The sequence below is a fragment of the Arthrobacter sp. U41 genome (assembly GCF_007679325.1).
GTDB lineage: Bacteria > Actinomycetota > Actinomycetes > Actinomycetales > Micrococcaceae > Arthrobacter.
This window is the reverse complement of record NZ_VEGI01000002.1, coordinates 284617-305569: the sequence shown is the minus strand read 5'-3', so window position 1 is coordinate 305569 and position 20953 is coordinate 284617. Positions and strand designations below refer to the sequence as shown.

Sequence of the window (20953 nt, the reverse complement as noted above, 5' to 3'; positions counted from 1 at the left end):
GGCTACGGCCTCAATTCGATGACCGTCTTGCCGATTCTCACGGGGACACCGAGCTCCACGGGAAGGGCCCTGGTGAGCTGCTGATCGGCCAGATAGGTGCCGTTGGTCGAGCCAAGATCTTCGATGAACCAGCGGCTTCCCTGGGGAAACAGCCTGGCATGGCGCCCGGAGGCATAGTCATCCTCCAGGACGAGGGTAGCCTCCTGGGCGCGGCCGAGCAGGATGGGGCTGGCCGCCAGCGCGATGGTGGTGCCCTTGAGCGGTCCTTCGGTCACCACGAGTTGCCGGGGCTGCTGCCGGACGGGGGCGGCCGGCTCGGCCAGGGACGGATTCTTGCGTACCTGCCGGGCCGTCGGTGCGCCCGCTGCTGCCTTGCGGCCAATCATGAGGTCGCGGCGCATGGCCGCAACAATGCTGAAGATCAGTACCCACAGGAGCAGCAGGAATCCAAAGCGCAGTGCGGTGATGGTCAGTTCGCTCACTGGCGGCCGCCTGGGTTGGCGGGCAAAAGGCGGTAGATGATCTTGGTCCGTCCCATCGTGATGGTGGAGCCGTCGGTGAGTTCCGAGGAACCCACGACCTTGTGGCCGTTGACGTAACTGCCGTTCGTCGAGCCAAGATCAACGGCCTGGGCTGTGCCTGATCCCGTGCGGATTTCCAGATGACGGCGGGAAACGCCGGTGTCATCAATCAGGATGTCCGCCTCGGAGGAGCGTCCCAGGACGATCGACGGTGCGTTCAAGGAGTAGCGCTGCCCGTCAATGTCCAGCACGGGCTGCATCCGGGCGGGCTGGCGCGTCGGCGCGGCAGGCATGCCGCCATGCACCGGCTGTTCCGGCGCGGAGGCAGCGGGGGACTTTTCGGTCCGCGACTTGATTTCGAAGTCGCCGGCCCGGCGCGCCTCGTCACGGCGGAAGCTGATCCGGACCGGACCCTGAAGCGTGTAGCCCTGGCTGCGCACGTGGTTGATGACGACGTCGCAGAGTTCTTCGGCCAGCGGGGTGCCCCATTCCTGGGCCCGCTGGAAATCATCGTCACTGAGGAGGACATCGAAGACGTTGGGGGCCAGGGTCCGTCCCGCGGCGATGGTGATGGCTTTGTTGTCCACCTCGCGGCGCAGGTGGCTGGCGATTTCGACAGGCTCCACCTGGGCACGAGAACCGGTGGAGAAGACTCCGCGGACGGCCTTTTCGATGCCGCGCTCGACTTTGTCCAGCAATCCCATGGTCCTTCTCCTTTCGTGACGGCTGCAGGGCAGCGTTCGTTCCGGAACTCGGTTTCCCACATGTGCGGGAGCCCGCTGGTTACGGGCACTCCTACATCAGATACTACTGGGCGAGTCTGGGAATGGCCTTAATGCGCGTCGCCACTCCGTGCCGGGAAATTGCGCCGGACGGCCGCTGACGTGCGCTGACACCGCAGCGCATCGCTGTACGGGCGCGCATGCTTCAGCTGCGCTGGACCGGCTCCCGTGCGCGTGCCGCGCCGCGCCGGGCAACGGGTGGGCGCGGGCCGTTCCCGGCCGCGCACGGTCCCTTCGGCCCCTCCTCCGCTGGCCCTCCGGGGGCCGATTGGTGTTTTCCAGCAATTGTCCGTTATGCTTGATCTCGCTGCTTTTACGAGGTTGGCGGGCCGGATTCCGGGCCCCGATTGAGTGGAAGAAGTTGCGCGCGAGTGGCGGAACGGCAGACGCGCTGGCTTCAGGTGCCAGTGTCCGAAAGGGCGTGGGGGTTCAAATCCCCCCTCGCGCACGCAACATGGAAAGAACCCCGGTCTTCGGACCGGGGTTCTTTCGTTTAACACGGCTACCCCCGCAGCGCGCCGAAGCCGGAGACGAGTGCCTCCAGGCCCAGTTCAAAGGCGACGTCGGCCTGGTTTTCGTGCCCTTGCCCGGCCAAGCTCGCCACGGCTGCCGTGAAATTCGGCGTCGATTCCGCCATGCTTCCGGAGTCGAAGATGTCTGCCGGCGCGGTGACGTCGTACGCCGAACCGAAGATAAAAGACTCCAGGGCCACGATCGCCGAAATGATCCGCTCCTGCGGGAAGCCTGCCCGGCGGAACCCGGCGCTGACCGCCTCGTACATGGCCAGCGTCTTGGGCGCATCGGTGACCGGCAGCACGGCGATCACCGGGATCAGCGGTGTGTGTTTGGAGAACACGTCGCGGTAGCTCCATGCCCAGCTGCGCACCGCCCGGTCCCACGGTTCGGCGTCGAAAGCGGTCACATCAACAAACGACGTCAGGTGGTCCTGGACCAGGACCAGGACGTCCCGTTTGGACGAGACGTGGTTGTACAAAGCCGACGGCGCCACATTCAGCGTCCGCGCCAGGGCCGCCATGGTGAACCCCTCATAGCCGCTCTTCCCGATGAGCTGCAGCGCCGCCGCAGTGATGCCGTCCTGGTCGAGCACGGCAGCAGCGGGCCTGCCCGCGCGGCGGCGCGGCTTCGCGTCGTGGCGGTGCGGATCTGCAGGGGCGCTGGTTGATGCCGGCATTGCTGGCCTTTCTGCTGTCGCTGTCCTGGATGCTCCCATTGTGCCCCTACTTTACGGGCGAAAAATTCCTGGTCCGGAGGTCTTCCCTGTTGCATCCGAAAGGTCTATAGTCGATTCTAAATGAACGGCATTCATTTAGTGGTCCGCATCACCTCGGGCGGCCGCAGAGAGGACATCATGCTGGAACTTGACCGCGACGTCGTCATCGTCGGAGCCGGCCCCGCCGGGCTGACCGCCGCCCGTGAACTGAAGAAGGCGGGACTGACCGTGGCCGTCCTGGAAGCGCGCGACCGCGTCGGCGGCCGCACGTGGACCGACACGATCGACGGCGCCATGCTTGAGATCGGCGGCCAGTGGGTCTCTCCGGACCAGACCGAACTGCTGGCGCTCATCGACGAGCTCGGCCTGCAGACCTACTCGCGATACCGCGAAGGCCAGTCCGTCTACATCGGCTCCGACGGCCGGCGCACCCTCTACACGGGCGATACGTTCCCGGTCAGCGACACCACCGCGGCCGAAATGGGGAAGCTCACCGCGCTGCTGGATTCCCTGGCGGCCGAGATTGGTCCCAGCGAGCCGTGGGCACACCCCAAGGCGCGCGAGCTGGACACGATTTCCTTCCACCACTGGCTGCGCGAAAACTCCTCGGACGAGGAAGCCTGCAACAACATCGGCCTGTTCATTGCCGGCGGCATGCTGACCAAACCCGCGCACGCCTTCTCCGCCCTGCAGGCAGTCCTCATGGCTGCCTCGGCCGGATCCTTCTCGCACCTCACCGACGAGGACTTCATCCTGGACAAGCGGGTCATCGGCGGGATGCAGCAGGTCTCCCTGCTGCTCGCCGCCGAGCTGGGCGACGACGTGGTGCTGAACAGCCCGGTGCGCACCATCAACTGGGGTGCGGCCGCCGGAGGAGGACATGCGGGGGGCCACACCGTGACCGCCGTGTCCGAACGCGCCACGGTGAATGCGCGCTTCGTGATCATGGCGGTGCCGCCGAATCTGTATTCCCGCGTCTCCTTCAATCCGCCGCTGCCGCGCCGCCAGCACCAGATGCACCAGCACCAGTCACTGGGCCTGGTCATCAAGGTCCACGCCGTCTACAGCAGCCCGTTCTGGCGGGAGGACGGCCTCTCCGGAACCTGCTTCGGGGCCGGCGCGCTGGTCCAGGAGGTCTACGACAACACCAACCACGAAGATTCCCGCGGCACACTGGTCGGCTTCGTCTCGGATGAGAAGGCGGACGCCATGTTCGAGCTCAGCGCCGAGGAGCGCCGCCGGAGCATCCTGGAATCGATCGCCGGATTCCTGGGCGACAAGGCCCTCGAGCCGGAGGTCTACTACGAATCGGACTGGGGGTCCGAGGAATGGACCCGCGGCGCCTACGCCGCCAGCTACGACCTCGGTGGTCTGCACCGCTACGGCAAGGACCAGCTCGCGCCGGTCGGTCCCATCTACTGGTCCTGCTCGGACCTCGCCGCCGAGGGCTACCAGCACGTCGACGGTGCGGTCCGGATGGGCCGCGGCACTGCGGCCCGGATCGTGGCGGCGGCAGACCGTGCCCCCGCAGCTTCCAGCTAGTCGCCTCCAATCAATCCGCCCAACAGTTCAGAAAGGATCGGCCAGATGCGTTACGTAGTGGGGTATTCAGCCAATGCCAGGGGTCATGATGCCGTCAATCTGGCCGTAGCGATGGCCCGCGGACGCGGTGCCAGCCTGGACCTCGTACTGGTGGTGCCCGAGGTCCAGCAGTTCGGCGCCGCGCATGCACCCAAAGCCGGTTTCGAGACCCTCCTTAACGAGCAGGCGCGCGAATGGCTCGACGAGGCCCTCGCCCTCGTTCCGGCCGACGTCCCGGCGGAGGCGCACATCCGCAGCGGCGACTCCGATGCCCAGGCCCTGATCGAGGCGGCCGAAGAACTCGGGGCGGACGTCCTGGTCATCGGGGCCACCAGCAGCGGGCTCTTCAAACGGTTCACCATCGGTTCCGTTGCCAGTTCGCTGCTCCATGCCTCCACGGTTCCGGTGGCCCTGGCACCGCACGGCTACCACCGCACGGAGGCCCTGACCAGGATCAGCTGCGGCCTGGGCACCCGGGCCGGAGCCGAAAAGCTCCTGGACTTCGCCATCGGCATGGCGGCGAACCGGAAGGTCCCGTTGCGGGTGGTATCCCTGCTGGCGCTCGACGGCGGCAACTCCGGTGACGCGGCCGCGGCCGCCCGCGAGTACGCGGAGAAGACCGTGGCGGCAGCCGCGCCGGTCAACCAGTCGGGCGTCCAGCTGGCGGCGAAGACCGACGTCGTCGTCGCGCAGGGCCGGAGCATCGAAGAGGCCGTGGATGACCTCGACTGGGAGGACGGCGAGGTCCTGGTGATCGGGTCCAGCCGGCTTGCCCAGGCCCGCTCCATCTTCCTGGGCAGCACCGCCAACCGGATCCTGCGCGCCCTGCCGGTACCGATGCTGGTGGTTCCCAGCGGTTACGAACTCAAGCACCAGAACCAGTCCACGTCGAATGACACGTCCGGAGAGGCACCCCAATGAGCACCGAACACGCGGCGGCCAAGACCTCGCACGACACCCACGCAGGACTGAGCGCCAAAGGCCTCAAAGCCGGATCGGTCGGCCTGATCGGCGCCGTCGTCATCGGTGTGTCCTGTATTGCGCCGGCCTACACACTGACCGCGGCCTTGGGCCCCACGGTCGCCGAAGTCGGGGTCCAGCTGCCGGCGATCTTCCTGGTGGGCTTCATCCCGATGCTGCTGGTTGCCTTCGGCTACCGGGAGCTGAACAACGCCATGCCCGACGCCGGAACCTCCTTCACGTGGGCATCGCGCGCCTTTGGTCCCTGGATCGGCTGGATGGGCGGGTGGGGACTGATCGCCGCGACGATCATCGTGCTCTCCAACCTCGCGGCCGTGGCCGTGGACTTCTTCTACCTGATGCTGGCCCAGCTGTTGGGCAACCCCGAACTGGCCGACCTGACCCTGAACCTGCCGCTGAACATCGCCACCACGCTGGTGTTCATCGCGCTGGCCTGCTGGATCTCCTACCGGGGCATGGAAACCACCAAGGGTGTGCAGTACGTGCTGGTCGCGTTCCAGCTCTTTGTTCTCGGCTGGTTTGCCGTCGCCGCCTTCAGCCACGTCGCCAACGGCACCGCCTTCGATGCCACCGCCATCTCCCCCGAGTGGTTCAACCCGTTCGCCGTCGAATCCTTCTCGGCCTTCGCCGCCGGCGTTTCGCTCTCGATCTTCATCTACTGGGGCTGGGACGTCACCCTCACCATGAACGAGGAAACGCGCAACCCGGAGAAGACCCCGGGCCGCGCCGCCACCGTCACCGTGCTTGTCATCGTGATCATCTACATGACGGTCGCGCTGGCCACGCTGGCATACGCCGGTGTGGGCGAGGAGGGCCTGGGCGCCGGTAACCCCGACAACCAGGGCAGCATCTTCGCCGTCCTCGCAGGGCCGGTCATGGGCCCGTTCGCCATCCTGATGTCCCTGTCCATCCTGAGCAGCTCGGCCGCGTCCCTGCAGTCAACCTTCGTCTCGCCGGCCCGGACGTTGCTGGCGATGGGCCACTACAAGGCGCTGCCGACCCAGTTCGGCCGCATCAGCCCCACATTCAAGTCCCCGAGTTACGCCACGATCGCCGCGGCCATTGCCGCCGCGGGTTTCTACGTGATCACCCGGACCACCTCGGAGAATGCCCTGTGGGACACCATCACCGCGCTCGGCATGATGATCTGCTTCTACTACGGCATCACTGCACTGGCCTGCGTCTGGTTCTTCCGGAGCGAAGCCTTCAGCGGGGCCCGGGCGTTCTTCTTCAAGTTCCTCGCCCCGCTCCTGGGCGGCGTCATCCTGCTGGTGATGTTCTTCAAGACCGCCTACGACTCCATGGATCCGGCCTACGGCTCCGGTTCATCGGTCGGCGGGGTTGGCCTGGTGTTCGTCCTGGGCATGGGCGTCATCCTGCTGGGCGTGGTCCTCATGCTGATCATGTACAAGCTGCGCCCGGAGTTCTTCAAGGGCAAGGTCCTGCCGAAGGGATACTAGGCCCTCGCCGCAACGGACACGGAAGGTCCCCCATCCACCGGCCATTGGAAAGTAAGCACACTTACCAATAGGCTGGCGGGAGGGGGACCTTCCCCTGTTCGGAACCAGAACGAGGTGACAGCATGTCGGACGCAGAGAACATCAGCAAAGTTACGGACATCATCAACGATTCGCGGATCGGGATGTTCACCACCGTCAACGAAGAGGGCGCGCTCGTGAGCCGGCCACTGGCCGTCCAGGACGTGAAGGACGACGGCGACATGTGGTTCTTCACATCCGCCACCACCTCGCAGGTGGCCCATGTCCGGGCCCACCCGGGCGTCAACGTCTCCTTCGGTAAGGGGACGGAGTGGGTGTCGGTGGCTGGAACCGCGGAAGTCGTCACCGACCGCCAGAAAATCCGCGAGCTGTGGAACCAGGCGGTGGAGGCCTGGTTCCCGGACGGCCCGGACACCCCTGAGGTAGTGCTCCTGCACGTCGATTCCGACTCCGCTGAATACTGGACCAGCCCCGGCGGAACCGCCGCGACGGTGCTGCAGTGGGTCAAATCCAAGGTCACCCACAGCCGGATGAGCGTGGGGGAAAGCGGCACGGTGGAACTGTAGGCCCGCTCCAAACTGCGGCCCGCTCCATGCGCGCCGGCGCGAAACTGCGGCCCGCGCCGGGACGGCGGGGCGGACAAACCGCCCCGCCCCGGCGCCGGCTGGTCAATCATCCCTAGTCGATGATCTTGGGCCCTGCGGTCCAGTCAAAGGACTCGTAGGCCGGGTTGGCCTGGAGGGCCATGACGATGAGCTCGAAGCCCTCCAGCTCCCGGGCATGCCTTAGCCCGCCAACTTTTAGTGGCCTGAGGCCTGCGGCTGCCGCAAATGACGCGACCGCGTTGGCCGCGTCTCCGGAGTCCGAGGCGATGAAGACATCCAGCGGCATCCCGCCCTTTGCCCCGGCGGCCAGCGGGCCGGCGAACGTGGTGTTAAAGGCCTTGACCACTTCCGCACCCGGCAGCAGTGCGGCGATTTCCTCGGCGGCGGAGGAGCCCGGTTCCACGGTGAGGGAATCGAAGGTGTCTGCATTGACCGGGTTGCTGATGTCCACCACCGTTTTGCCGCTCAGGGTGTCGCCGTAATGTGTCGCCACTTCCTTGGCCGGTTCGAAGTAGAGCGCCAGGACCACGATGTCCCCCTCCGGGATATCGCCCAGGCCTCCGGAAGCGGTGTCACCTCCCAGTTCCGCGGCGAGTTTGGCGGCGTGTTCCGGGGACCGGCTGAGGATCTGGAGCGAACGGCCGGCAGCCACGGCGCGGGTTCCGATCGCCCGTGCCATGTTGCCGCTGCCGATGATGGTGATGTCTGTCATGGGTTTTCCTTCCGGGGACGATCGCGGCATGCGGATCCGCTGCTCCTCTGCGGCCAGCGGGTGGGATTAATGCTCAGCCGAGCGCCGGGTCGGTGCTGGTGAATCCGGCGGGGCGGGCCGGTGCTTCGCGCCCGACGCCGGCGGCCCGCTCGGCGTCGTCGAGGGCCTGTTCCAGCCGCGCAACGGCCGGGGCGTACCCTGCCTCCGTCCCGCCACGAAGCCGCTCCGCGTCCTTCATCGCGCGGAACAGGGCGGCGGTCTCCGGCTGCCGGGCGTCACTCATGGCGGGGTAATCGATGCTGAGCGCCGGATCCAGTTCGTAGCGCTGCCATCGGGCCAGGAGGCTGCGGTGCCTGGCGGCAGCCGCGTCATTGCTGGCAGCGACGTCCCGGGAGGCGCGCCGGGCAGCCTGCCGGCTGAGCTCCCCGGGTGTCCAGAAATAGGAGGCCGCAGCGGCGGCAACGGCGAGGAATCCCAGCAGCAGACCCGCCCACGGTGCCGCCAGGGCGGGGAGGATCACGGCCGGCGCAACGATGGCGAGCCCGGCGAAACCATCCCAGAAGACGGAATCCGGCAAGACGTCAGCGCCGGCGGCCAGGTGCTTGCGGATGAGGTACACCGAGCCTGCCGAAGCGCACACAACGATGACGGCCAGGGCAAGCAGCTGCCACAGCGCGAACGGGGCGGGATAGAACAGGGACGGCATTCCAACACCTCCAGGGATCCGGCCCGGGCGGGCGCGGTTCCGCTGATTCCATTGGAATCCATGGAAGGCGGGCCGTCAATGGTCCGGAGTTTGCCCGGACCCTAAGCGGCGGGTGCGGTTCACACCCCTGCCGGTCCCGGCGTAGCCTAGGGCCCATGCGACTGAAAATGGTTAGTATCCACGTCAAGGACCCCGCCGCCGCTTTCGAGTTCTACACCGGAATCCTGGGCTTCGAGAGCCTTCTGGTCATGCCGGAGCACAACCTCTTCATCGTGAAGGACCCGGCCGGGTCCGGCGGCGGATCGGTCGGGCTCCTGCTGGAGCCCAGCGACAACCCGATCGGGTCCACCTACATGAATACGCTCCACGACGCCGGGATGCCGGCGATCGTCTTCGGTGTGCCCGACGTCCGGGCTGAGTTCAAGCGGCTCACGGACAAGGGCGTGATGTTCCAGGGCGAGCCCTCCGACGGTCCCGGCGGCACCACGGCGGTGTTCGACGACGGGTGCGGAAACTTCGTCCAGCTCCACCAGGACTGACTGGACCGGTCTTGACCCCGCCGGGATCCGGGCAAGGCCCTGCCCTGCTCCGGAGAGCGAGTGCGGCTACTGGGCCGCGGTGCGTGCCTTCTTGGCGTCCTTCTTCGCGGCCTCGTCCTTGACCCGCTGGGCCTCGGCGCGGACGGCAGCGTGTGTGGAGCGTTCGGCCACCAGCCATGCCGGGGGAGCCTGCAGCAGCGCGGTGATTTCCGCCGTCGTCAGCGCTTCTTCAACGCCGCCGCGGGCCAGGCCGCTGATGGAGACGTTGAGCTTCTGCGCGACCACCGGACGGGGGTGCGGGCCGTTGCGGCGCAGTTCGGCGAGCCACTCCGGCGGGTTGGCCTGGAGCTCGGCGAAATCGGCGCGGGAGATGACCGAATCCTGGAACTCCTGGGGTGTTGCGGGCAGGTAGATGCCAAGCTTCTTGGCAACGGTGGCCGGCTTCATGGACTGGGAGTTTGCAGAGGTCATGCTTCAAGGGTATCCGGCCAGAGCCTGACTGGGCACCGGCACTGGGCACTGACACCCGCCATGCGACCGCCCGGGCGGTACTGTGAACATGTGTCCGCAGCCGAAGAAACGCCCCAGACCCCCGACGAAACCGCCGCCGTCCCGGCCGAAGCAGCCGTGCGGGAGCTGCGGTTCGCCTATGTCGCCGGCGTGACGCCGGGCAAGTGGACCCGGCGCTGGGAAGAGCGGATGCCCGATGTTCCGCTGCACTCCTTTATGTCCGACGACGGCGCCCAGCTCGCCGTGCTGCGCGACGGGACCGCGGACCTGAGCTTCGTCCGGCTGCCGGTGGAGCGCGAGGGCCTGAGCGTGATTCCCCTGTACGAGGAGCAGCCGGTGGTGGTGGCGCCCAAGGGCCACGAGATCTCCGTGTTCGAGGAGGTGGCCCTGGCCGACCTGTCCAAGGAAACGTTCCTGGACGTGGCGGAGCTCGGCGGACCGGAAATGGCCCTGCAGGTGGTGGCCACCGGCGCCGGCCTGGTGATCCTGCCGATGTCCGTGGCACGGCACTTCAACGTCAAGGACACCGTGGCCCGGAAACTTACCGGTGCGCCCACGACGGAGATCGCCCTGGCCTGGCCGAGCGACAGTACGGATGAGGTGATCGAGGAGTTCATCGGGATTGTCCGGGGCCGGACCGCCGCGAGCTCCCGCCAGCCGTCCGCCCAGCAGGAAAAGCCGAAGAAGGAACCGAAACCGGACCGCCGCGGCCCGGCCGTCAAGAAGCCCAAGGTGGCGCAGCGCTACGCGCCGAACCCGGACAAGGGCCGGGGCAAGGGATCACGGAAAAAGGGCAAGCGCTAAAGCGCGCTCCTGCCCTGCGGCCGCTACTTGGCGCAGGCGTCCTGCAGGGCCTTGACGGAATCGGCCGGAACCTGGTCACCGGACTCGGCGATCTGGCGCAGCGGGGTGGTGATCTCGGCGGGAGCGCCTGCGGTTTCCGCTCCGGCGACAAGGCCGCCCAGCAGTTCCTTGTCCTGGACGCTGACCAGGCCGTCCTCGACGAGGGCGCAGGCCTGCTTCTTCACTTCACTGCCGGCCGCAGTGGCAACCTGGGACGCGCCGTCGCTGACGGCCTTGTCCGCGGCTTCCTGCACCTGACCGCAGCCCGTCAGAGCGATCATGAGGGTGGCGGCGGACAGGGCTGCGAGGCGGAGTTTCATGCCTCCACCCTAACAAGCGCGGCTGGGCGGAAGCTGGCCGGCGTCGTGGTGCCGGCAGCGTTCCGGCCGTAAGGAGCTCCAACAGCCGGGTCCGGCCGCGTCTACCTCGCGCACATTGTGTCGCCGGAAACCTGCAGGAAACGTTCCCCGTCTACTCTGGCAACACCACGGCGCCGCCAGGCCCGTGACCGCCGGTGTGAAGGGATTCCGTCATGCATCTGCTGCCCCGTGAGCAGGAAAAGCTCATGATCGTGGTCGCGGCCGATCTCGCCCGGCGCCGCCAGTCGCGCGGGCTGAAGCTGAACTTCCCGGAGGCGATGGCCATCATCAGCTACGAGCTGATCGAGGGCGCCCGCGACGGCCGGACCGTCGCGGAGCTGATGAGCTACGGCACCACCGTCCTGGGCCGCGAGGACGTGATGGACGGCGTCCCGGAGATGATCCACGACGTCCAGATTGAAGCCACGTTCCCGGACGGGACCAAGCTCGTCACCGTCCACGATCCCATCCGATAGGGGAGCTGCAATGATTCCCGGAGAATATGTCCTCAACACGGAGCCGGTGCTGGTCAACGCGGGCCGCGAGGCGATCGACGTCGCGGTGACCAACACCGGCGACCGCCCCGTGCAGGTGGGATCACACTTCCACTTCGCCGAAGCGAACGCCGCCCTGGCGTTCGACCGGCAGGCCGCCTACGGCCGGCGCCTGGACATCCCGGCGGGCACGGCGGCCCGGTTCGAGCCGGGGGACAGCAGGACCGTCCGGCTGATCCAGCTCGCCGGCCGGCGCGAGGTCTACGGCCTCAGCAACGCGGTCAACGGCACGCTTGCCCCGGTTGAGGAGGGACACCAATGAGTTTCGAGTTGCCGCGCAGGCAATACGCGGACCTGTACGGCCCGACGACGGGCGACGCCATCCGCCTCGCCGACACCGACCTCTTCCTCGAGATCGAGAAGGACCTCACCGTTTACGGCGAGGAAGTGGTTTTCGGCGGCGGGAAGGTGATCCGCGACGGCATGGGCCAGAACGGCCAGCTGACCAGAGACGGGGACGGCCAGGGGGGAGGCATCCCGGATACCGTCATCACCAATGTCGTCATCCTGGATTACACCGGGATCTACAAGGCCGACGTCGCGCTCCGGGACGGCCACATCTTCCGGATTGGCAAGGCCGGCAACCCGCAGATCACCGACGGCGTGGACATCGTGATCGGCGCCAGCACGGAGATCATTGCGGGCGAGCGGAAGATCCTGACCGCCGGAGGCGTGGACTCCCACATCCACTTCATCTCCCCGGACCAGGTTTCCGCTGCGCTGTGCAGCGGCGTGACCACCATGATCGGCGGCGGCACCGGCCCCGCCGAAGGCACCAAGGCCACCACCGTCACCCCCGGAAAATGGCACATCCAGCGGATGCTCCAGGCCGCCGAAGGGCTCCCGATCAACATCGGCCTGTTCGGCAAGGGGCACGCGTCCGCCGTCGAGCCCCTGGCCGAGCAGATCCGCGCCGGGGCGATCGGACTGAAAGTCCATGAAGACTGGGGTTCCACGACGTCCTCGATCGACACCTCGCTGCAGGTCGCGGATCAGTTCGACGTCCAGGTGGCCATCCACACCGACACGCTAAACGAGTGCGGCTTCGTGGAGGACACCATCCGGGCGATCGACGGCCGTGTGATCCACACTTTCCACACCGAGGGTGCCGGCGGCGGGCACGCCCCGGACATCATCAAGATCGCCGGGCTGCCCAACGTCCTGCCGGCGTCCACCAACCCCACGCTGCCGTACACCCGCAACACCCTTGAAGAGCACCTGGACATGCTCATGGTCTGCCACCACCTCAACCCGGACATCCCGGAGGACGTGGCCTTCGCGGACTCCCGCATCCGCGCCGAGACCATCGCCGCCGAGGACGTGCTGCAGGACCTGGGGATTTTCGCGATCACGTCCTCGGACTCGCAGGCGATGGGCCGGGTGGGCGAGGTGGTCATCCGCACCTGGCAGGTGGCGGACAAGATGAAGCGGCAGCGCGGTGTCTTGAAGGACCCGGACGGGGGTGTGCACGGCGCGGCGTCCGGCCTGGGCGCGGAGAGCGACAATTTCCGCCTGAAGCGCTACGTGGCGAAATACACCATCAACCCGGCCATCGCGCAGGGTATGGCGGACTCCATCGGCTCGGTGGAGGCCGGCAAGTTCGCGGACCTGGTGCTCTGGGACCCGGCGTTTTTCGGGGTCAAGCCGGAACTGGTGCTCAAGGGCGGGCAGATCGCCTACGCGCTGATGGGGGACGCCAACGCCTCCATCCCCACGCCGCAGCCGCGCACCATGAGGCCCATGTTCGCCGCCTACGGCAAGGCTCTGCAGCAGTCTTCCATCACCTTCCTCTCCCAGGCCGCCATCGACTCTGGGGTCCCGGCGGAGCTGGGGCTGGAGAAGGTCATCCGGCCCGTGTCCGGCATCCGCAGCCTCACGAAGGCGGACCTCAAGTACAACGGCGCCACCCCGGACATCGACGTGGACCCGGAAACGTACAAGGTGACGGTCGACGGCGAGGACGTCACCTGCGAACCGTCCGACGTGCTGCCCATGGCGCAGCGCTACTTCCTTTTCTAGGCTCCCGGAGGAGACAGGCATGATCATTGAAAAGGTCCTCGGCAACACCCACGACCTTCCCCCCGGAGCTGACCCGTATGCCGGGCTCCACCGGGAAAAGGTGGTGCTGCCCAGCGCCCAGCTGGTCAAACGCGTCCAGCGCGTCACCACCGATCACGGCAAGGAAATCGGCATCCGCCTCCCCTCCGGTTCGGAGGACCTGCGCGACGGCGACATCCTGCACGTCGCGGACACCAACATGATCGTCGTGTCGGTGCTGCCCACCGATGTCCTGGTCATCGCGCCGCGGTCCATCCACGAGATGGGCGTGGTGGCGCATTCCCTCGGGAACCGGCACCTGCAGGCCCAGTTCTTCGAGCCCTCCTCGGAATATGGCGCCGCCGTTATGGTCTGCCAGTACGACCACACCGTGGAGGACTACCTCAAACTCGTCGGAGCGCCCTATGACCGCCAGGAGCGCGTGATGCCCGTCCCCTTCCGTCATGCCGAACACAGCCACTAGCCCCGCGCCCTACCAGCTGGCCCTGCAGCAGCTGTGTGATTCCGCGCTGCCGACCGGGGCGTTCGCTCACTCGCTGGGGTTTGAAAGCTACATCGAGCGCGGACTGGTCCATGATGAGGCGTCGTTCGGCGTGTGGCTGTCCGCCTTCGTGGGGCAGCAGCTCACGTATTCGGACGCGCTGGCCATCCGGTTCCTCTACGAGGATGTTTCCGTCGCCGAACTGGATGCATTGCTGACGGCCCAGCTGCTGCCCCGGCAGCTGCGTGAGGCCAGCACCAAGATGGGCACCCGGCTGCTGGAGATCGGCGCCGAGATCTTTCCATCCCCCGACCTGACGGGGTACCGGGAGCTGGTGGGTTCCGGCCGCGCCGCCGGCCACCAGCCGCTGGCGTTCGCCGTCGTCGCGCGTTCCTTGGGCGTCCCGCTGCCGGAGGCCCTGGCCGCCTACCTCTTCGCGGCGGTGACGTCGTTGACGCAGAACGCCGTCCGGGCAATTCCTTTGGGGCAGAACGCCGGCCAGCGGCTGCTGCGCCAGGCGGCCAGCGACGTAACGGCCGCCGTCGCACGGGCCGGGAGCCTGGATCTTTCCGACTTCGGGGCGGTCAGTCCCGGCCTCGAAATTTCGCAGATGCGCCACGAACGCCAGCGTGCCCGAATGTTTATGAGCTAAGTACCGCACAAGAAATATGTCTGGAGAAGAATATGTCTGAGCCCATCAAAATCGGCATCGGCGGCCCGGTGGGCGCCGGAAAGACCCAGCTGGTGGAGCGCCTCACCCGCCACATGAGCCGGGAAATCTCCATGGCCGCCATCACCAACGACATTTACACGATCGAGGACGCCAAGATCCTGGCCGCCAACGGGATCCTTCCGATCGACCGGATCATCGGCGTGGAAACCGGCGGCTGCCCGCACACGGCCATCCGCGAAGACACGTCCATGAACACGGCAGCCATCGAGGAGCTTAAGGCCCGCCACCCGGACCTGCAGGTGATTTTCGTGGAATCCGGCGGCGACAACCTGTCCGCCACGTTCAGCCCGGAACTGGTGGACTTCTCTATTTACATCATCGACGTGGCCCAGGGCGAGAAGATCCCGCGGAAAGCCGGCCAGGGCATGATCAAGTCCGATCTCTTCATCATCAACAAGACCGACCTGGCGCCGCACGTCGGCGCGGACCTGGCCGTGATGGAGCGGGACTCCCGCGAATTCCGGGGCGAGAAACCGTTCTGTTTCACCAACCTCAAGACCGACGAAGGGCTGGAGCGCGTCATCGAATGGGTGCGGCGCGATGTCCTGATGCTCGACCTGGCGTTATGAGCGCGACGGCGGCCGCTCCCGCTGCTGTTGCCGCACCGATGGGGGAGGTGGCTTTGCGCATCGAGGTGCGGGGCGGACGGTCCGTGGCCGCGCGTCAGTTTCATCAGGGCGCCTTGCGGGTTTTGCGGCCTCATTACTTGGATGAGTCCGGGCAGGTTTGTTATGTGGTGGTGAATCCCGGCGGGGCGTACTTGGGGTCTGATCTGTATGTGATTGACGTGGAGGTGGCGGCGGGGGCGAAGCTGCTGCTCACTACCCAGTCGGCCACCAAGGTGTACCGGACGCCGGGTTCGTTTGCCGAGCAGCGGATGCGGTTGCGGCTGGGGGAGGGGGCCCAGCTGGAGCTGGCGCCGGACCAGCTGATCGCCTACCGGGAGGCCAGCTACCGGCAGAACACCCACATCATCATGCACCCGACGTCGAGCCTGGTTATGTCCGAGGTCATCACTCCCGGCTGGTCGCCGGACGGCGCCGCGTTCCGCTACGAGGAACTGCGGCTGCGGACCGAAATCCACGTCGGATCCGCGGGGCGGGGCGGGCTGCTGGCGCTCGACAACCTGCTGATCCGGCCCCCGGAGCATGACGTCACAGGCCTGGGATTTATGGAGGGCTTCAGTCACCTGGGATCACTGATCGTTGTCGACGGGCGCGTTGACCAGGAACTCGCGGACGAACTGCATGCACTGACCGACGGGCACGACGCCTGCACAGGGGTCTCATTGACTGCATCAGTTCATGGCATCAGCGGTCTGGTGCTCCGGTCCCTGTCGAACAGCACCGATGAACTCAAGAGGCTGCTGGGTGCCTGCAGCGCACTGCTCCGGCAACGGTGGTATGGCACGGCGCCCCTGGACCTCAGGAAGTACTGATGACCACGTTGACCGCGTTCGCCGCCTTGTACCGTCAGCGCGAGAATCTGCCGCTGCGGACCCGGTTGTTTGTCACCATCGGTGCGGTGGCCGCCCTGCATGCCGCCGCTGTCGTGCTTCTCCTCGCGGGTTTGGTGACGTCCGGGGAGCCGTTGGCTCTTGGCCTGGTGCTCACTGCCTATGCGGCGGGCATCAAACACAGCTACGACTGGGACCACCTCGCCGCCATCGACAACTCGACCCGCAAGTTCGTGGCTCAGCGGAAAGACCCGGTGAGTGTCGGGTTCGCTTTCAGCCTGGGCCACAGCTCGGTGGTGATCCTGGCCGGCGTCCTGGCCGTGGGCGGCGCCGCGGTGGTGGGCGAGTTCATGTCGGACGGCACCGCCGGAAACCTCGTGCTGGGCCTGATCGGCAGCGGCGTCTCGGGGACTTTCCTGCTGGCCATGGGCCTGTTCAACGGCTCCGCCTTTCTCCGGGCGTCCAAGGCTTACCGGAGTGCGCAGGGCGGCGGAGAGGTGCCCGACGAGGATCTTGAAGCCCGGGGAGTCGTGGCCCGGCTGCTGGCGAAGCCTTTGTCCCGCGTCCAGCGGCCGCGGAACATCTACGTCATCGGGTTCCTGTTCGGCCTGGGCTTCGACACCGCCACCACCATTGGGCTGCTGGTCATGGCGACGTCGGCATCCCTGGCCGGCGTTTCCCCGCTGGCCCTCCTGGCCCTTCCGCTGGCATTCACCGCTGCCATGACGCTGTGCGACACCGCCAACGGGGTGGCGATGATGCGCATGTACGGCTCCGCCATCCACAGCCCCCAGAGGAGGCTGGGCTTCAACGCACTGATCACCGGGATATCCGCCGTGTCAGCCCTGTTCATTTCGTTCATCACCCTGGGCGGATTCTTCAATGCCGCCTTCAGTCTCGAGGATCCGGTGACCACCTGGCTGGGCGGGATCGAACTGGGCGAGGCAGGGCTGCTGCTGGTCGCGTGCCTGCTGACAGTCTGGGGAGCGGCGGCCGTGTGCGGGTGGTCTGCCAGGTCGCAGTGCTCCGCCGGACGCGCCGTCAGTTGAGCCGGTATAGCGCTCCGCCCGGGACGCGGAAATGCGCTACCGTTAGCGCTAACAGGACGGTGGCCGGCAGCGGAAACCGTGGCGTGCCCGGTGCCCTCCTGTAACTTGATTTCACGCGGACCGGCCGCGTACGGAGGAAGGTGCCTTGCATGGGCAACAGCAATGACCGGCGGCTGCCGCGCCTCGAGGACGTTGCAGCGCGGGCCAAGGTCTCCCACCAGACGGTGTCACGGGTGATCAACAACCACCCCAATGTCAGCGCGTCGACCCGGGCGCGGGTGGAGGCTGCGATCGCCGAACTCGGCTACCGGCGCAACACGGCGGCCAGGAGCCTCGTGACCCGGCGCACCCAGAACATCGGCGTCCTCGCCTCCGAACTCGGGCAGTATGGCCCGGCGAACACGCTGCTGGGAGTCCAGCAGGCGGCCCGGGAGGCTGGCTACTTCGTCAGCATTGCCTCGATCAAGGGGGCCGGGGCCGAGGCAATTTCCGATGCAGTGCGCCACCTCACGGACCAGGGCGCGGACGGGCTGATTGTCATCGTCCCGCACGACGGGACGTTACAGGCGCTGGAACGCCTGAATCTGGATGTCCCGGTGATCGTCGTCGGGGGAGCGGGGGAAGGCCGGCTGAGCGGTGCCATGGTCGACCAGAAGCTCGGCGCGCGACTTGCGGTCGCCCATCTGATCAGTCTGGGCCACCGTCGGATCGGACACGTCTCGGGACCGCCCGATTGGATCGACGCCCAGGCCCGTGTTGACGGTTGGCGTGAGGAGCTGGCGGAGGCCGGCCTCAGTGACGATCTACTGGTCGAGGGTGACTGGAGCGCGGGCAGCGGATACCGGATCGGGCAGCAGCTGGCAGAACGACAAGGCGCCACGGCAGTATTCGTCAGCAACGACCAGATGGCGCTGGGACTGCTGCGGGCGTTCGGGGAAAAGGGCGTGCGCGTGCCGGAGGATGTCTCGCTTGTCGGCTTCGACGACCAGCCCGAATCTGCATACTTCATGCCGCCGCTGACCACTGTCCGCCAGGACTTTGAAGAACTCGGCAAGCGCTGCATGGACCTGATGCGCGCCCAGATTGAGGACGGCGCTACCGGCGGCACCTTGGTGGTGGTCGATCCCGAGCTCGTGGTCCGCGCCAGCACCGCTGCCCGGCCGGCGCTGCCCTAGGTCCGAGCCCCTCTTCACCCAACTGCACTGTCAATATTCCTTGACAGTATGTTTGTTAGCGCTAACAATGGAGGAGTTCGCAATGCTGCGGAACTATTGGAGGATTTGATGGACGTCTCAGTGGACGGAACCGAAAACTATGTCATCGGCGTGGACTACGGCACGCTCTCCGGGCGGGCCGTCGTCGTCCGGGTCCGGGATGGCAGGGAACTGGGCAGCGGGGTCTTCGACTACCCGCATGCCGTGGTCACAGGCGAGCTTCCGGAGGACACCGCGGCCGTCGCCGGCATCCGGCTCCCCGGTGAATGGGCCCTCCAGGTTCCCAATGACTACCGCGAGGTCTTGCGCCAAGCCGTTCCCGCCGCGATCGCCGACGCCGGAATCGACCCGGCCGCCGTCGTCGGCATCGCCACCGACTTCACCGCCTGCACCATGGTTCCGGTCAAGGCGGACGGAACCCCGCTCAATGAGCTTCCCGGGTTTGCCGACCGGCCGCACGCCTATGTGAAGCTGTGGCGGCACCACGCCGCACAGCCACAGGCGGACCGGATCAACGCGCTGGCTGCCGAACGCGGCGAAAGCTGGCTCCCGCGCTACGGCGGGCTGATCTCCTCTGAATGGGAATTCGCCAAAGGGCTGCAGCTGCTCGAGGAGGACCCGGAAACCTACGCCGCGATGGACCGCTGGGTGGAGGCCGCCGACTGGATCGTCTGGCAGCTCTGCGGCAACTACGTCCGCAACGCCTGCACGGCTGGCTACAAGGGGATCTACCAGGACGGCCGCTACCCATCCGAAGACTTCCTGGCCGCCCTGAATCCGCAGTTCAAGGACTTTGTCAGCACGAAGCTCGAGCACACCATCGGCCGGCTGGGCGACGCCGCGGGCCGGCTGACCGCCGAGGCCGCCGACTGGACCGGACTGCCTGAGGGAATCGCCGTCGCGGTCGGCAATGTCGACGCCCACGTCACCGCCCCGGCCGCAAGGGCCGTGGAGCCAGGCCAGCTCGTGGCCATTATGGGCACCTCCACCTGCCACGTCCTGAACGGAACAGAGCTGCGCGGAGTGCCCGGCATGTGCGGTGTGGTGGATGGCGGAATCGTTGACGGGCTGTGGGGGTACGAGGCCGGACAGAGTGGTGTGGGCGATATCTTTGCCTGGTTCACAAAGTATGGTGTGCCGCCCGATTACCATGATGCGGCCGCCTCCCGCGGGCTCGGCATCCACGAATACCTGACCGAACTCGCCGCGGGCCAGGCCATTGGCGCTCACGGCCTCATCGCCCTCGACTGGCACTCCGGCAACCGTTCGGTGCTGGTGGACCACGAACTTTCCGGTCTCGTGCTCGGACAGACCCTCGCTACCCGGCCCGAGGACACGTACCGGGCATTGCTGGAGGCCACGGCCTTCGGCACCCGCACGATCGTGGACGCCTTCCGCGACTCCGGAGTGCCGGTAAACGAATTCATCGTGGCCGGCGGACTGTTGAAAAACGAGCTCCTGATGCAAATCTACGCGGACGTCACGGGACTGCAGCTCTCCACCATCGGCTCAAGCCAGGGACCGGCCCTCGGCTCGGCCATCCACGCGGCCGTGGCGGCCGGCCGGTACCCGGACATCCGGGCCGCCGCCGCTGCCATGGGCTCCGAACCCGGAGCCGTCTTCACCCCCATCCCGGCGAACGTCGCTGCCTACGAGGAACTGTTCCAGGAATACCGTGCGCTCCACGACCACTTCGGCAGGGGAACGAACGACGTCATGCACCGACTCAAGGCCATCCAGCGCAAGGCCGTCCGGCCACTCCTCGCCCCCACCCGGGAAGGAGCCTCCGCATGAGCGGGCTGCTGGAATCCATCGCACGGCTCCGCCGCGAGGTCTGCGCACTGCACGCCGAGCTCACGCACTACCAGCTGGTCGTCTGGACCGCGGGAAACGTCTCCGCGCGAGTCCCCGGCTACGACCTCATGGTCATCAAACCGTCCGGGGTTTCCTACGCTGAGTTGAGCCCCGAGCTGATGGTCGTCACGGACTTGTACGGCACCCCGGTCAGCAGGCTTTCCGCCGGAACCAACGGCGAAGCCGCGGAATGGGAAAACCCCGGCCTCACGCCGTCTTCGGACACCGCGGCGCATGCCTACGTCTACCGCAACATGCCCGAGGTCGGTGGAGTGGTCCACACGCACTCCACGTACGCTACTGCCTGGGCCGCCCGGGGCGAACCGATCCCGTGCGTACTCACCATGATGGGCGACGAGTTCGGCGGAGCCATCCCGGTAGGCCCCTTCGCGCTGATCGGGGACGACTCGATCGGCCGCGGCATCGTGGACACCCTGGCCAACTCCTCCTCGCCGGCCGTGCTGATGCAGAACCACGGCCCCTTCGCAGTGGGCAAGGATGCCCGCTCGGCGGTTAAGGCCTCTGTCATGTGCGAGGAAGTGGCACGGACCGTTCACATTTCCCGCCAGCTCGGCGACCCTCTCCCGATCGACCCGGCCCATGTCGACGCCCTCTACGCCCGATACCAGAACGTCTACGGCCGCTAGGCCGCGTTACCCGCCATCGCCCTCTACCTTTCGCAGGA

24 protein-coding genes and 1 tRNA gene are annotated in these 20953 nt (G+C 66.9%); 18 read left to right on the top strand and 7 right to left on the bottom strand.

Annotated features, from left to right (window positions below; genetic code table 11):
• Nucleotides 1-2 precede the first annotated feature (2 nt).
• Both FS787_RS10200 and FS787_RS10195 read right to left on the bottom strand, forming a co-directional pair.
• A complete protein-coding gene (locus FS787_RS10200; RefSeq protein WP_144672314.1) occupies nucleotides 3-482 on the bottom strand; it encodes an FHA domain-containing protein in 480 nt (159 codons plus the stop codon).
• Nucleotides 479-1225 carry a DUF3662 and FHA domain-containing protein gene (locus FS787_RS10195; RefSeq protein WP_144672313.1) on the bottom strand — a complete coding sequence of 249 codons (747 nt, stop codon included), beginning with the start codon at nucleotides 1223-1225 and terminating at the stop codon, nucleotides 479-481. Before FS787_RS10195 ends, FS787_RS10200 begins: the two co-directional genes overlap by 4 nt.
• A gap of 443 nt (nucleotides 1226-1668) precedes the next feature.
• Here FS787_RS10195 and FS787_RS10190 point away from each other — a divergent pair.
• Nucleotides 1669-1751 (top strand) — tRNA-Leu (locus FS787_RS10190).
• A gap of 54 nt (nucleotides 1752-1805) precedes the next feature.
• Here the strand turns inward: FS787_RS10190 and FS787_RS10185 are convergent.
• Nucleotides 1806-2495, bottom strand: a complete 690-nt coding sequence (locus FS787_RS10185; protein WP_144672312.1) for a TetR/AcrR family transcriptional regulator — start codon at nucleotides 2493-2495, stop codon at nucleotides 1806-1808.
• 177 nt (nucleotides 2496-2672) lie between these two features.
• Between FS787_RS10185 and FS787_RS10180 the strand changes: the two genes are divergently transcribed.
• The 4 genes from FS787_RS10180 to FS787_RS10165 all read left to right on the top strand — a co-directional run bounded on the left by FS787_RS10180 (nucleotide 2673) and on the right by FS787_RS10165 (nucleotide 7161).
• The gene (locus tag FS787_RS10180) at nucleotides 2673-4076 is read left to right on the top strand and encodes an NAD(P)/FAD-dependent oxidoreductase (RefSeq protein ID WP_144672518.1); all 1404 of its coding nucleotides are present in this window, start codon (nucleotides 2673-2675) and stop codon (nucleotides 4074-4076) included.
• Nucleotides 4077-4121: 45 nt separating this feature from the next.
• Nucleotides 4122-5036 (top strand): universal stress protein, encoded by a 915-nt coding sequence (locus FS787_RS10175; protein ID WP_144672311.1) that lies wholly within the window; start codon nucleotides 4122-4124, stop codon nucleotides 5034-5036.
• Nucleotides 5033-6556 (top strand): APC family permease, encoded by a 1524-nt coding sequence (locus FS787_RS10170; protein WP_144672310.1) that lies wholly within the window; start codon nucleotides 5033-5035, stop codon nucleotides 6554-6556. Before FS787_RS10175 ends, FS787_RS10170 begins: the two co-directional genes overlap by 4 nt.
• A gap of 122 nt (nucleotides 6557-6678) precedes the next feature.
• Nucleotides 6679-7161, top strand: a complete 483-nt coding sequence (locus FS787_RS10165; RefSeq protein WP_144672309.1) for a pyridoxamine 5'-phosphate oxidase family protein — start codon at nucleotides 6679-6681, stop codon at nucleotides 7159-7161.
• A 112-nt stretch (nucleotides 7162-7273) separates the two neighbouring features.
• Here FS787_RS10165 and FS787_RS10160 read toward each other — a convergent pair whose 3' ends face one another.
• Both FS787_RS10160 and FS787_RS10155 read right to left on the bottom strand, forming a co-directional pair.
• Complete coding sequence (locus FS787_RS10160; protein ID WP_144672308.1) at nucleotides 7274-7912, bottom strand: NADPH-dependent F420 reductase; 639 nt, start codon at nucleotides 7910-7912, stop codon at nucleotides 7274-7276.
• 73 nt (nucleotides 7913-7985) lie between these two features.
• The gene (locus FS787_RS10155; protein ID WP_144672307.1) at nucleotides 7986-8618 is read right to left on the bottom strand and encodes a hypothetical protein; all 633 of its coding nucleotides are present in this window, start codon (nucleotides 8616-8618) and stop codon (nucleotides 7986-7988) included.
• Between the two features lie 155 nt (nucleotides 8619-8773).
• Between FS787_RS10155 and FS787_RS10150 the strand changes: the two genes are divergently transcribed.
• Complete coding sequence (locus tag FS787_RS10150) at nucleotides 8774-9157, top strand: VOC family protein (protein ID WP_144672306.1); 384 nt, start codon at nucleotides 8774-8776, stop codon at nucleotides 9155-9157.
• Nucleotides 9158-9223: 66 nt separating this feature from the next.
• Here FS787_RS10150 and FS787_RS10145 read toward each other — a convergent pair whose 3' ends face one another.
• Nucleotides 9224-9628: a DUF5997 family protein gene (locus tag FS787_RS10145; RefSeq protein WP_144672305.1), complete on the bottom strand. Its 405-nt coding sequence runs from the start codon at nucleotides 9626-9628 to the stop codon at nucleotides 9224-9226.
• Nucleotides 9629-9718: 90 nt separating this feature from the next.
• On the opposite strand from FS787_RS10145, the gene FS787_RS10140 reads away from it, so the two are divergent.
• The gene (locus FS787_RS10140; protein WP_186329152.1) at nucleotides 9719-10471 is read left to right on the top strand and encodes a LysR family substrate-binding domain-containing protein; all 753 of its coding nucleotides are present in this window, start codon (nucleotides 9719-9721) and stop codon (nucleotides 10469-10471) included.
• Nucleotides 10472-10494: 23 nt separating this feature from the next.
• On the opposite strand, the gene FS787_RS10135 is transcribed toward FS787_RS10140, so the two are convergent.
• Nucleotides 10495-10830, bottom strand: a complete 336-nt coding sequence (locus FS787_RS10135; RefSeq protein ID WP_144672304.1) for a hypothetical protein — start codon at nucleotides 10828-10830, stop codon at nucleotides 10495-10497.
• A 212-nt stretch (nucleotides 10831-11042) separates the two neighbouring features.
• On the opposite strand from FS787_RS10135, the gene FS787_RS10130 reads away from it, so the two are divergent.
• The 11 genes from FS787_RS10130 to FS787_RS10080 all read left to right on the top strand — a co-directional run bounded on the left by FS787_RS10130 (nucleotide 11043) and on the right by FS787_RS10080 (nucleotide 20915).
• On the top strand, nucleotides 11043-11345 hold the full coding sequence (locus tag FS787_RS10130) for an urease subunit gamma (RefSeq protein ID WP_144672303.1): 303 nt from the start codon (nucleotides 11043-11045) through the stop codon (nucleotides 11343-11345).
• 10 nt (nucleotides 11346-11355) lie between these two features.
• Nucleotides 11356-11685: an urease subunit beta gene (locus FS787_RS10125; RefSeq protein ID WP_144672302.1), complete on the top strand. Its 330-nt coding sequence runs from the start codon at nucleotides 11356-11358 to the stop codon at nucleotides 11683-11685.
• Nucleotides 11682-13442 (top strand): urease subunit alpha, encoded by a 1761-nt coding sequence (gene ureC / locus FS787_RS10120; protein WP_144672301.1) that lies wholly within the window; start codon nucleotides 11682-11684, stop codon nucleotides 13440-13442. The genes FS787_RS10125 and ureC overlap by 4 nt, the downstream gene beginning before the upstream one ends.
• A 19-nt stretch (nucleotides 13443-13461) precedes the next feature.
• A complete protein-coding gene (ureE, locus tag FS787_RS10115; RefSeq protein WP_144672300.1) occupies nucleotides 13462-13944 on the top strand; it encodes an urease accessory protein UreE in 483 nt (160 codons plus the stop codon).
• Nucleotides 13925-14614, top strand: coding sequence for an urease accessory protein UreF (locus tag FS787_RS10110; RefSeq protein ID WP_144672299.1), 690 nt, complete (start codon nucleotides 13925-13927; stop codon nucleotides 14612-14614). The genes ureE and FS787_RS10110 overlap by 20 nt, the downstream gene beginning before the upstream one ends.
• A gap of 32 nt (nucleotides 14615-14646) precedes the next feature.
• Nucleotides 14647-15264 (top strand): urease accessory protein UreG, encoded by a 618-nt coding sequence (gene ureG / locus FS787_RS10105; RefSeq protein WP_144672298.1) that lies wholly within the window; start codon nucleotides 14647-14649, stop codon nucleotides 15262-15264.
• Nucleotides 15265-15302: 38 nt separating this feature from the next.
• Nucleotides 15303-16133: an urease accessory protein UreD gene (locus FS787_RS10100; protein ID WP_260982511.1), complete on the top strand. Its 831-nt coding sequence runs from the start codon at nucleotides 15303-15305 to the stop codon at nucleotides 16131-16133.
• A complete protein-coding gene (locus tag FS787_RS10095) occupies nucleotides 16133-17200 on the top strand; it encodes a HoxN/HupN/NixA family nickel/cobalt transporter (RefSeq protein ID WP_144672296.1) in 1068 nt (355 codons plus the stop codon). Before FS787_RS10100 ends, FS787_RS10095 begins: the two co-directional genes overlap by 1 nt.
• Nucleotides 17201-17349: 149 nt before the next feature.
• Entirely contained in the window at nucleotides 17350-18375 is a 1026-nt protein-coding gene (locus tag FS787_RS10090) for a LacI family DNA-binding transcriptional regulator (protein ID WP_144672295.1), read from the top strand.
• A gap of 108 nt (nucleotides 18376-18483) precedes the next feature.
• Nucleotides 18484-20208: a ribulokinase gene (gene araB, locus FS787_RS10085; protein ID WP_144672294.1), complete on the top strand. Its 1725-nt coding sequence runs from the start codon at nucleotides 18484-18486 to the stop codon at nucleotides 20206-20208.
• Nucleotides 20205-20915, top strand: coding sequence for an L-ribulose-5-phosphate 4-epimerase (locus FS787_RS10080; protein WP_144672293.1), 711 nt, complete (start codon nucleotides 20205-20207; stop codon nucleotides 20913-20915). Before araB ends, FS787_RS10080 begins: the two co-directional genes overlap by 4 nt.
• Nucleotides 20916-20953 lie beyond the last annotated feature (38 nt).

Excerpts from the sequence above, each read along its gene's own strand:
- FS787_RS10090 (WP_144672295.1), top strand. The coding sequence starts at position 17,350 with ATGGGCAACAGCAATGACCGGCGGCTGCCGCGCCTCGAGGACGTTGCA.
- FS787_RS10125 (WP_144672302.1), top strand. The coding sequence starts at position 11,356 with ATGATTCCCGGAGAATATGTCCTCAACACGGAGCCGGTGCTGGTCAAC.
- FS787_RS10195 (WP_144672313.1), bottom strand. The coding sequence starts at position 1,225 with ATGGGATTGCTGGACAAAGTCGAGCGCGGCATCGAAAAGGCCGTCCGC.
- FS787_RS10145 (WP_144672305.1), bottom strand. The coding sequence starts at position 9,628 with ATGACCTCTGCAAACTCCCAGTCCATGAAGCCGGCCACCGTTGCCAAG.
- FS787_RS10185 (WP_144672312.1), bottom strand. The coding sequence starts at position 2,495 with ATGCCGGCATCAACCAGCGCCCCTGCAGATCCGCACCGCCACGACGCG.
- FS787_RS10180 (WP_144672518.1), top strand. The coding sequence starts at position 2,673 with ATGCTGGAACTTGACCGCGACGTCGTCATCGTCGGAGCCGGCCCCGCC.
- FS787_RS10135 (WP_144672304.1), bottom strand. The coding sequence starts at position 10,830 with ATGAAACTCCGCCTCGCAGCCCTGTCCGCCGCCACCCTCATGATCGCT.
- FS787_RS10165 (WP_144672309.1), top strand. The coding sequence starts at position 6,679 with ATGTCGGACGCAGAGAACATCAGCAAAGTTACGGACATCATCAACGAT.
- FS787_RS10155 (WP_144672307.1), bottom strand. The coding sequence starts at position 8,618 with ATGCCGTCCCTGTTCTATCCCGCCCCGTTCGCGCTGTGGCAGCTGCTT.
- araB (WP_144672294.1), top strand. The coding sequence starts at position 18,484 with ATGGACGTCTCAGTGGACGGAACCGAAAACTATGTCATCGGCGTGGAC.
- FS787_RS10150 (WP_144672306.1), top strand. The coding sequence starts at position 8,774 with ATGCGACTGAAAATGGTTAGTATCCACGTCAAGGACCCCGCCGCCGCT.
- FS787_RS10110 (WP_144672299.1), top strand. The coding sequence starts at position 13,925 with ATGCCGAACACAGCCACTAGCCCCGCGCCCTACCAGCTGGCCCTGCAG.
- FS787_RS10170 (WP_144672310.1), top strand. The coding sequence starts at position 5,033 with ATGAGCACCGAACACGCGGCGGCCAAGACCTCGCACGACACCCACGCA.
- FS787_RS10160 (WP_144672308.1), bottom strand. The coding sequence starts at position 7,912 with ATGACAGACATCACCATCATCGGCAGCGGCAACATGGCACGGGCGATC.
- FS787_RS10130 (WP_144672303.1), top strand. The coding sequence starts at position 11,043 with ATGCATCTGCTGCCCCGTGAGCAGGAAAAGCTCATGATCGTGGTCGCG.
- FS787_RS10080 (WP_144672293.1), top strand. The coding sequence starts at position 20,205 with ATGAGCGGGCTGCTGGAATCCATCGCACGGCTCCGCCGCGAGGTCTGC.
- FS787_RS10175 (WP_144672311.1), top strand. The coding sequence starts at position 4,122 with ATGCGTTACGTAGTGGGGTATTCAGCCAATGCCAGGGGTCATGATGCC.
- ureE (WP_144672300.1), top strand. The coding sequence starts at position 13,462 with ATGATCATTGAAAAGGTCCTCGGCAACACCCACGACCTTCCCCCCGGA.
- FS787_RS10100 (WP_260982511.1), top strand. The coding sequence starts at position 15,303 with ATGGGGGAGGTGGCTTTGCGCATCGAGGTGCGGGGCGGACGGTCCGTG.
- ureC (WP_144672301.1), top strand. The coding sequence starts at position 11,682 with ATGAGTTTCGAGTTGCCGCGCAGGCAATACGCGGACCTGTACGGCCCG.
- FS787_RS10095 (WP_144672296.1), top strand. The coding sequence starts at position 16,133 with ATGACCACGTTGACCGCGTTCGCCGCCTTGTACCGTCAGCGCGAGAAT.
- ureG (WP_144672298.1), top strand. The coding sequence starts at position 14,647 with ATGTCTGAGCCCATCAAAATCGGCATCGGCGGCCCGGTGGGCGCCGGA.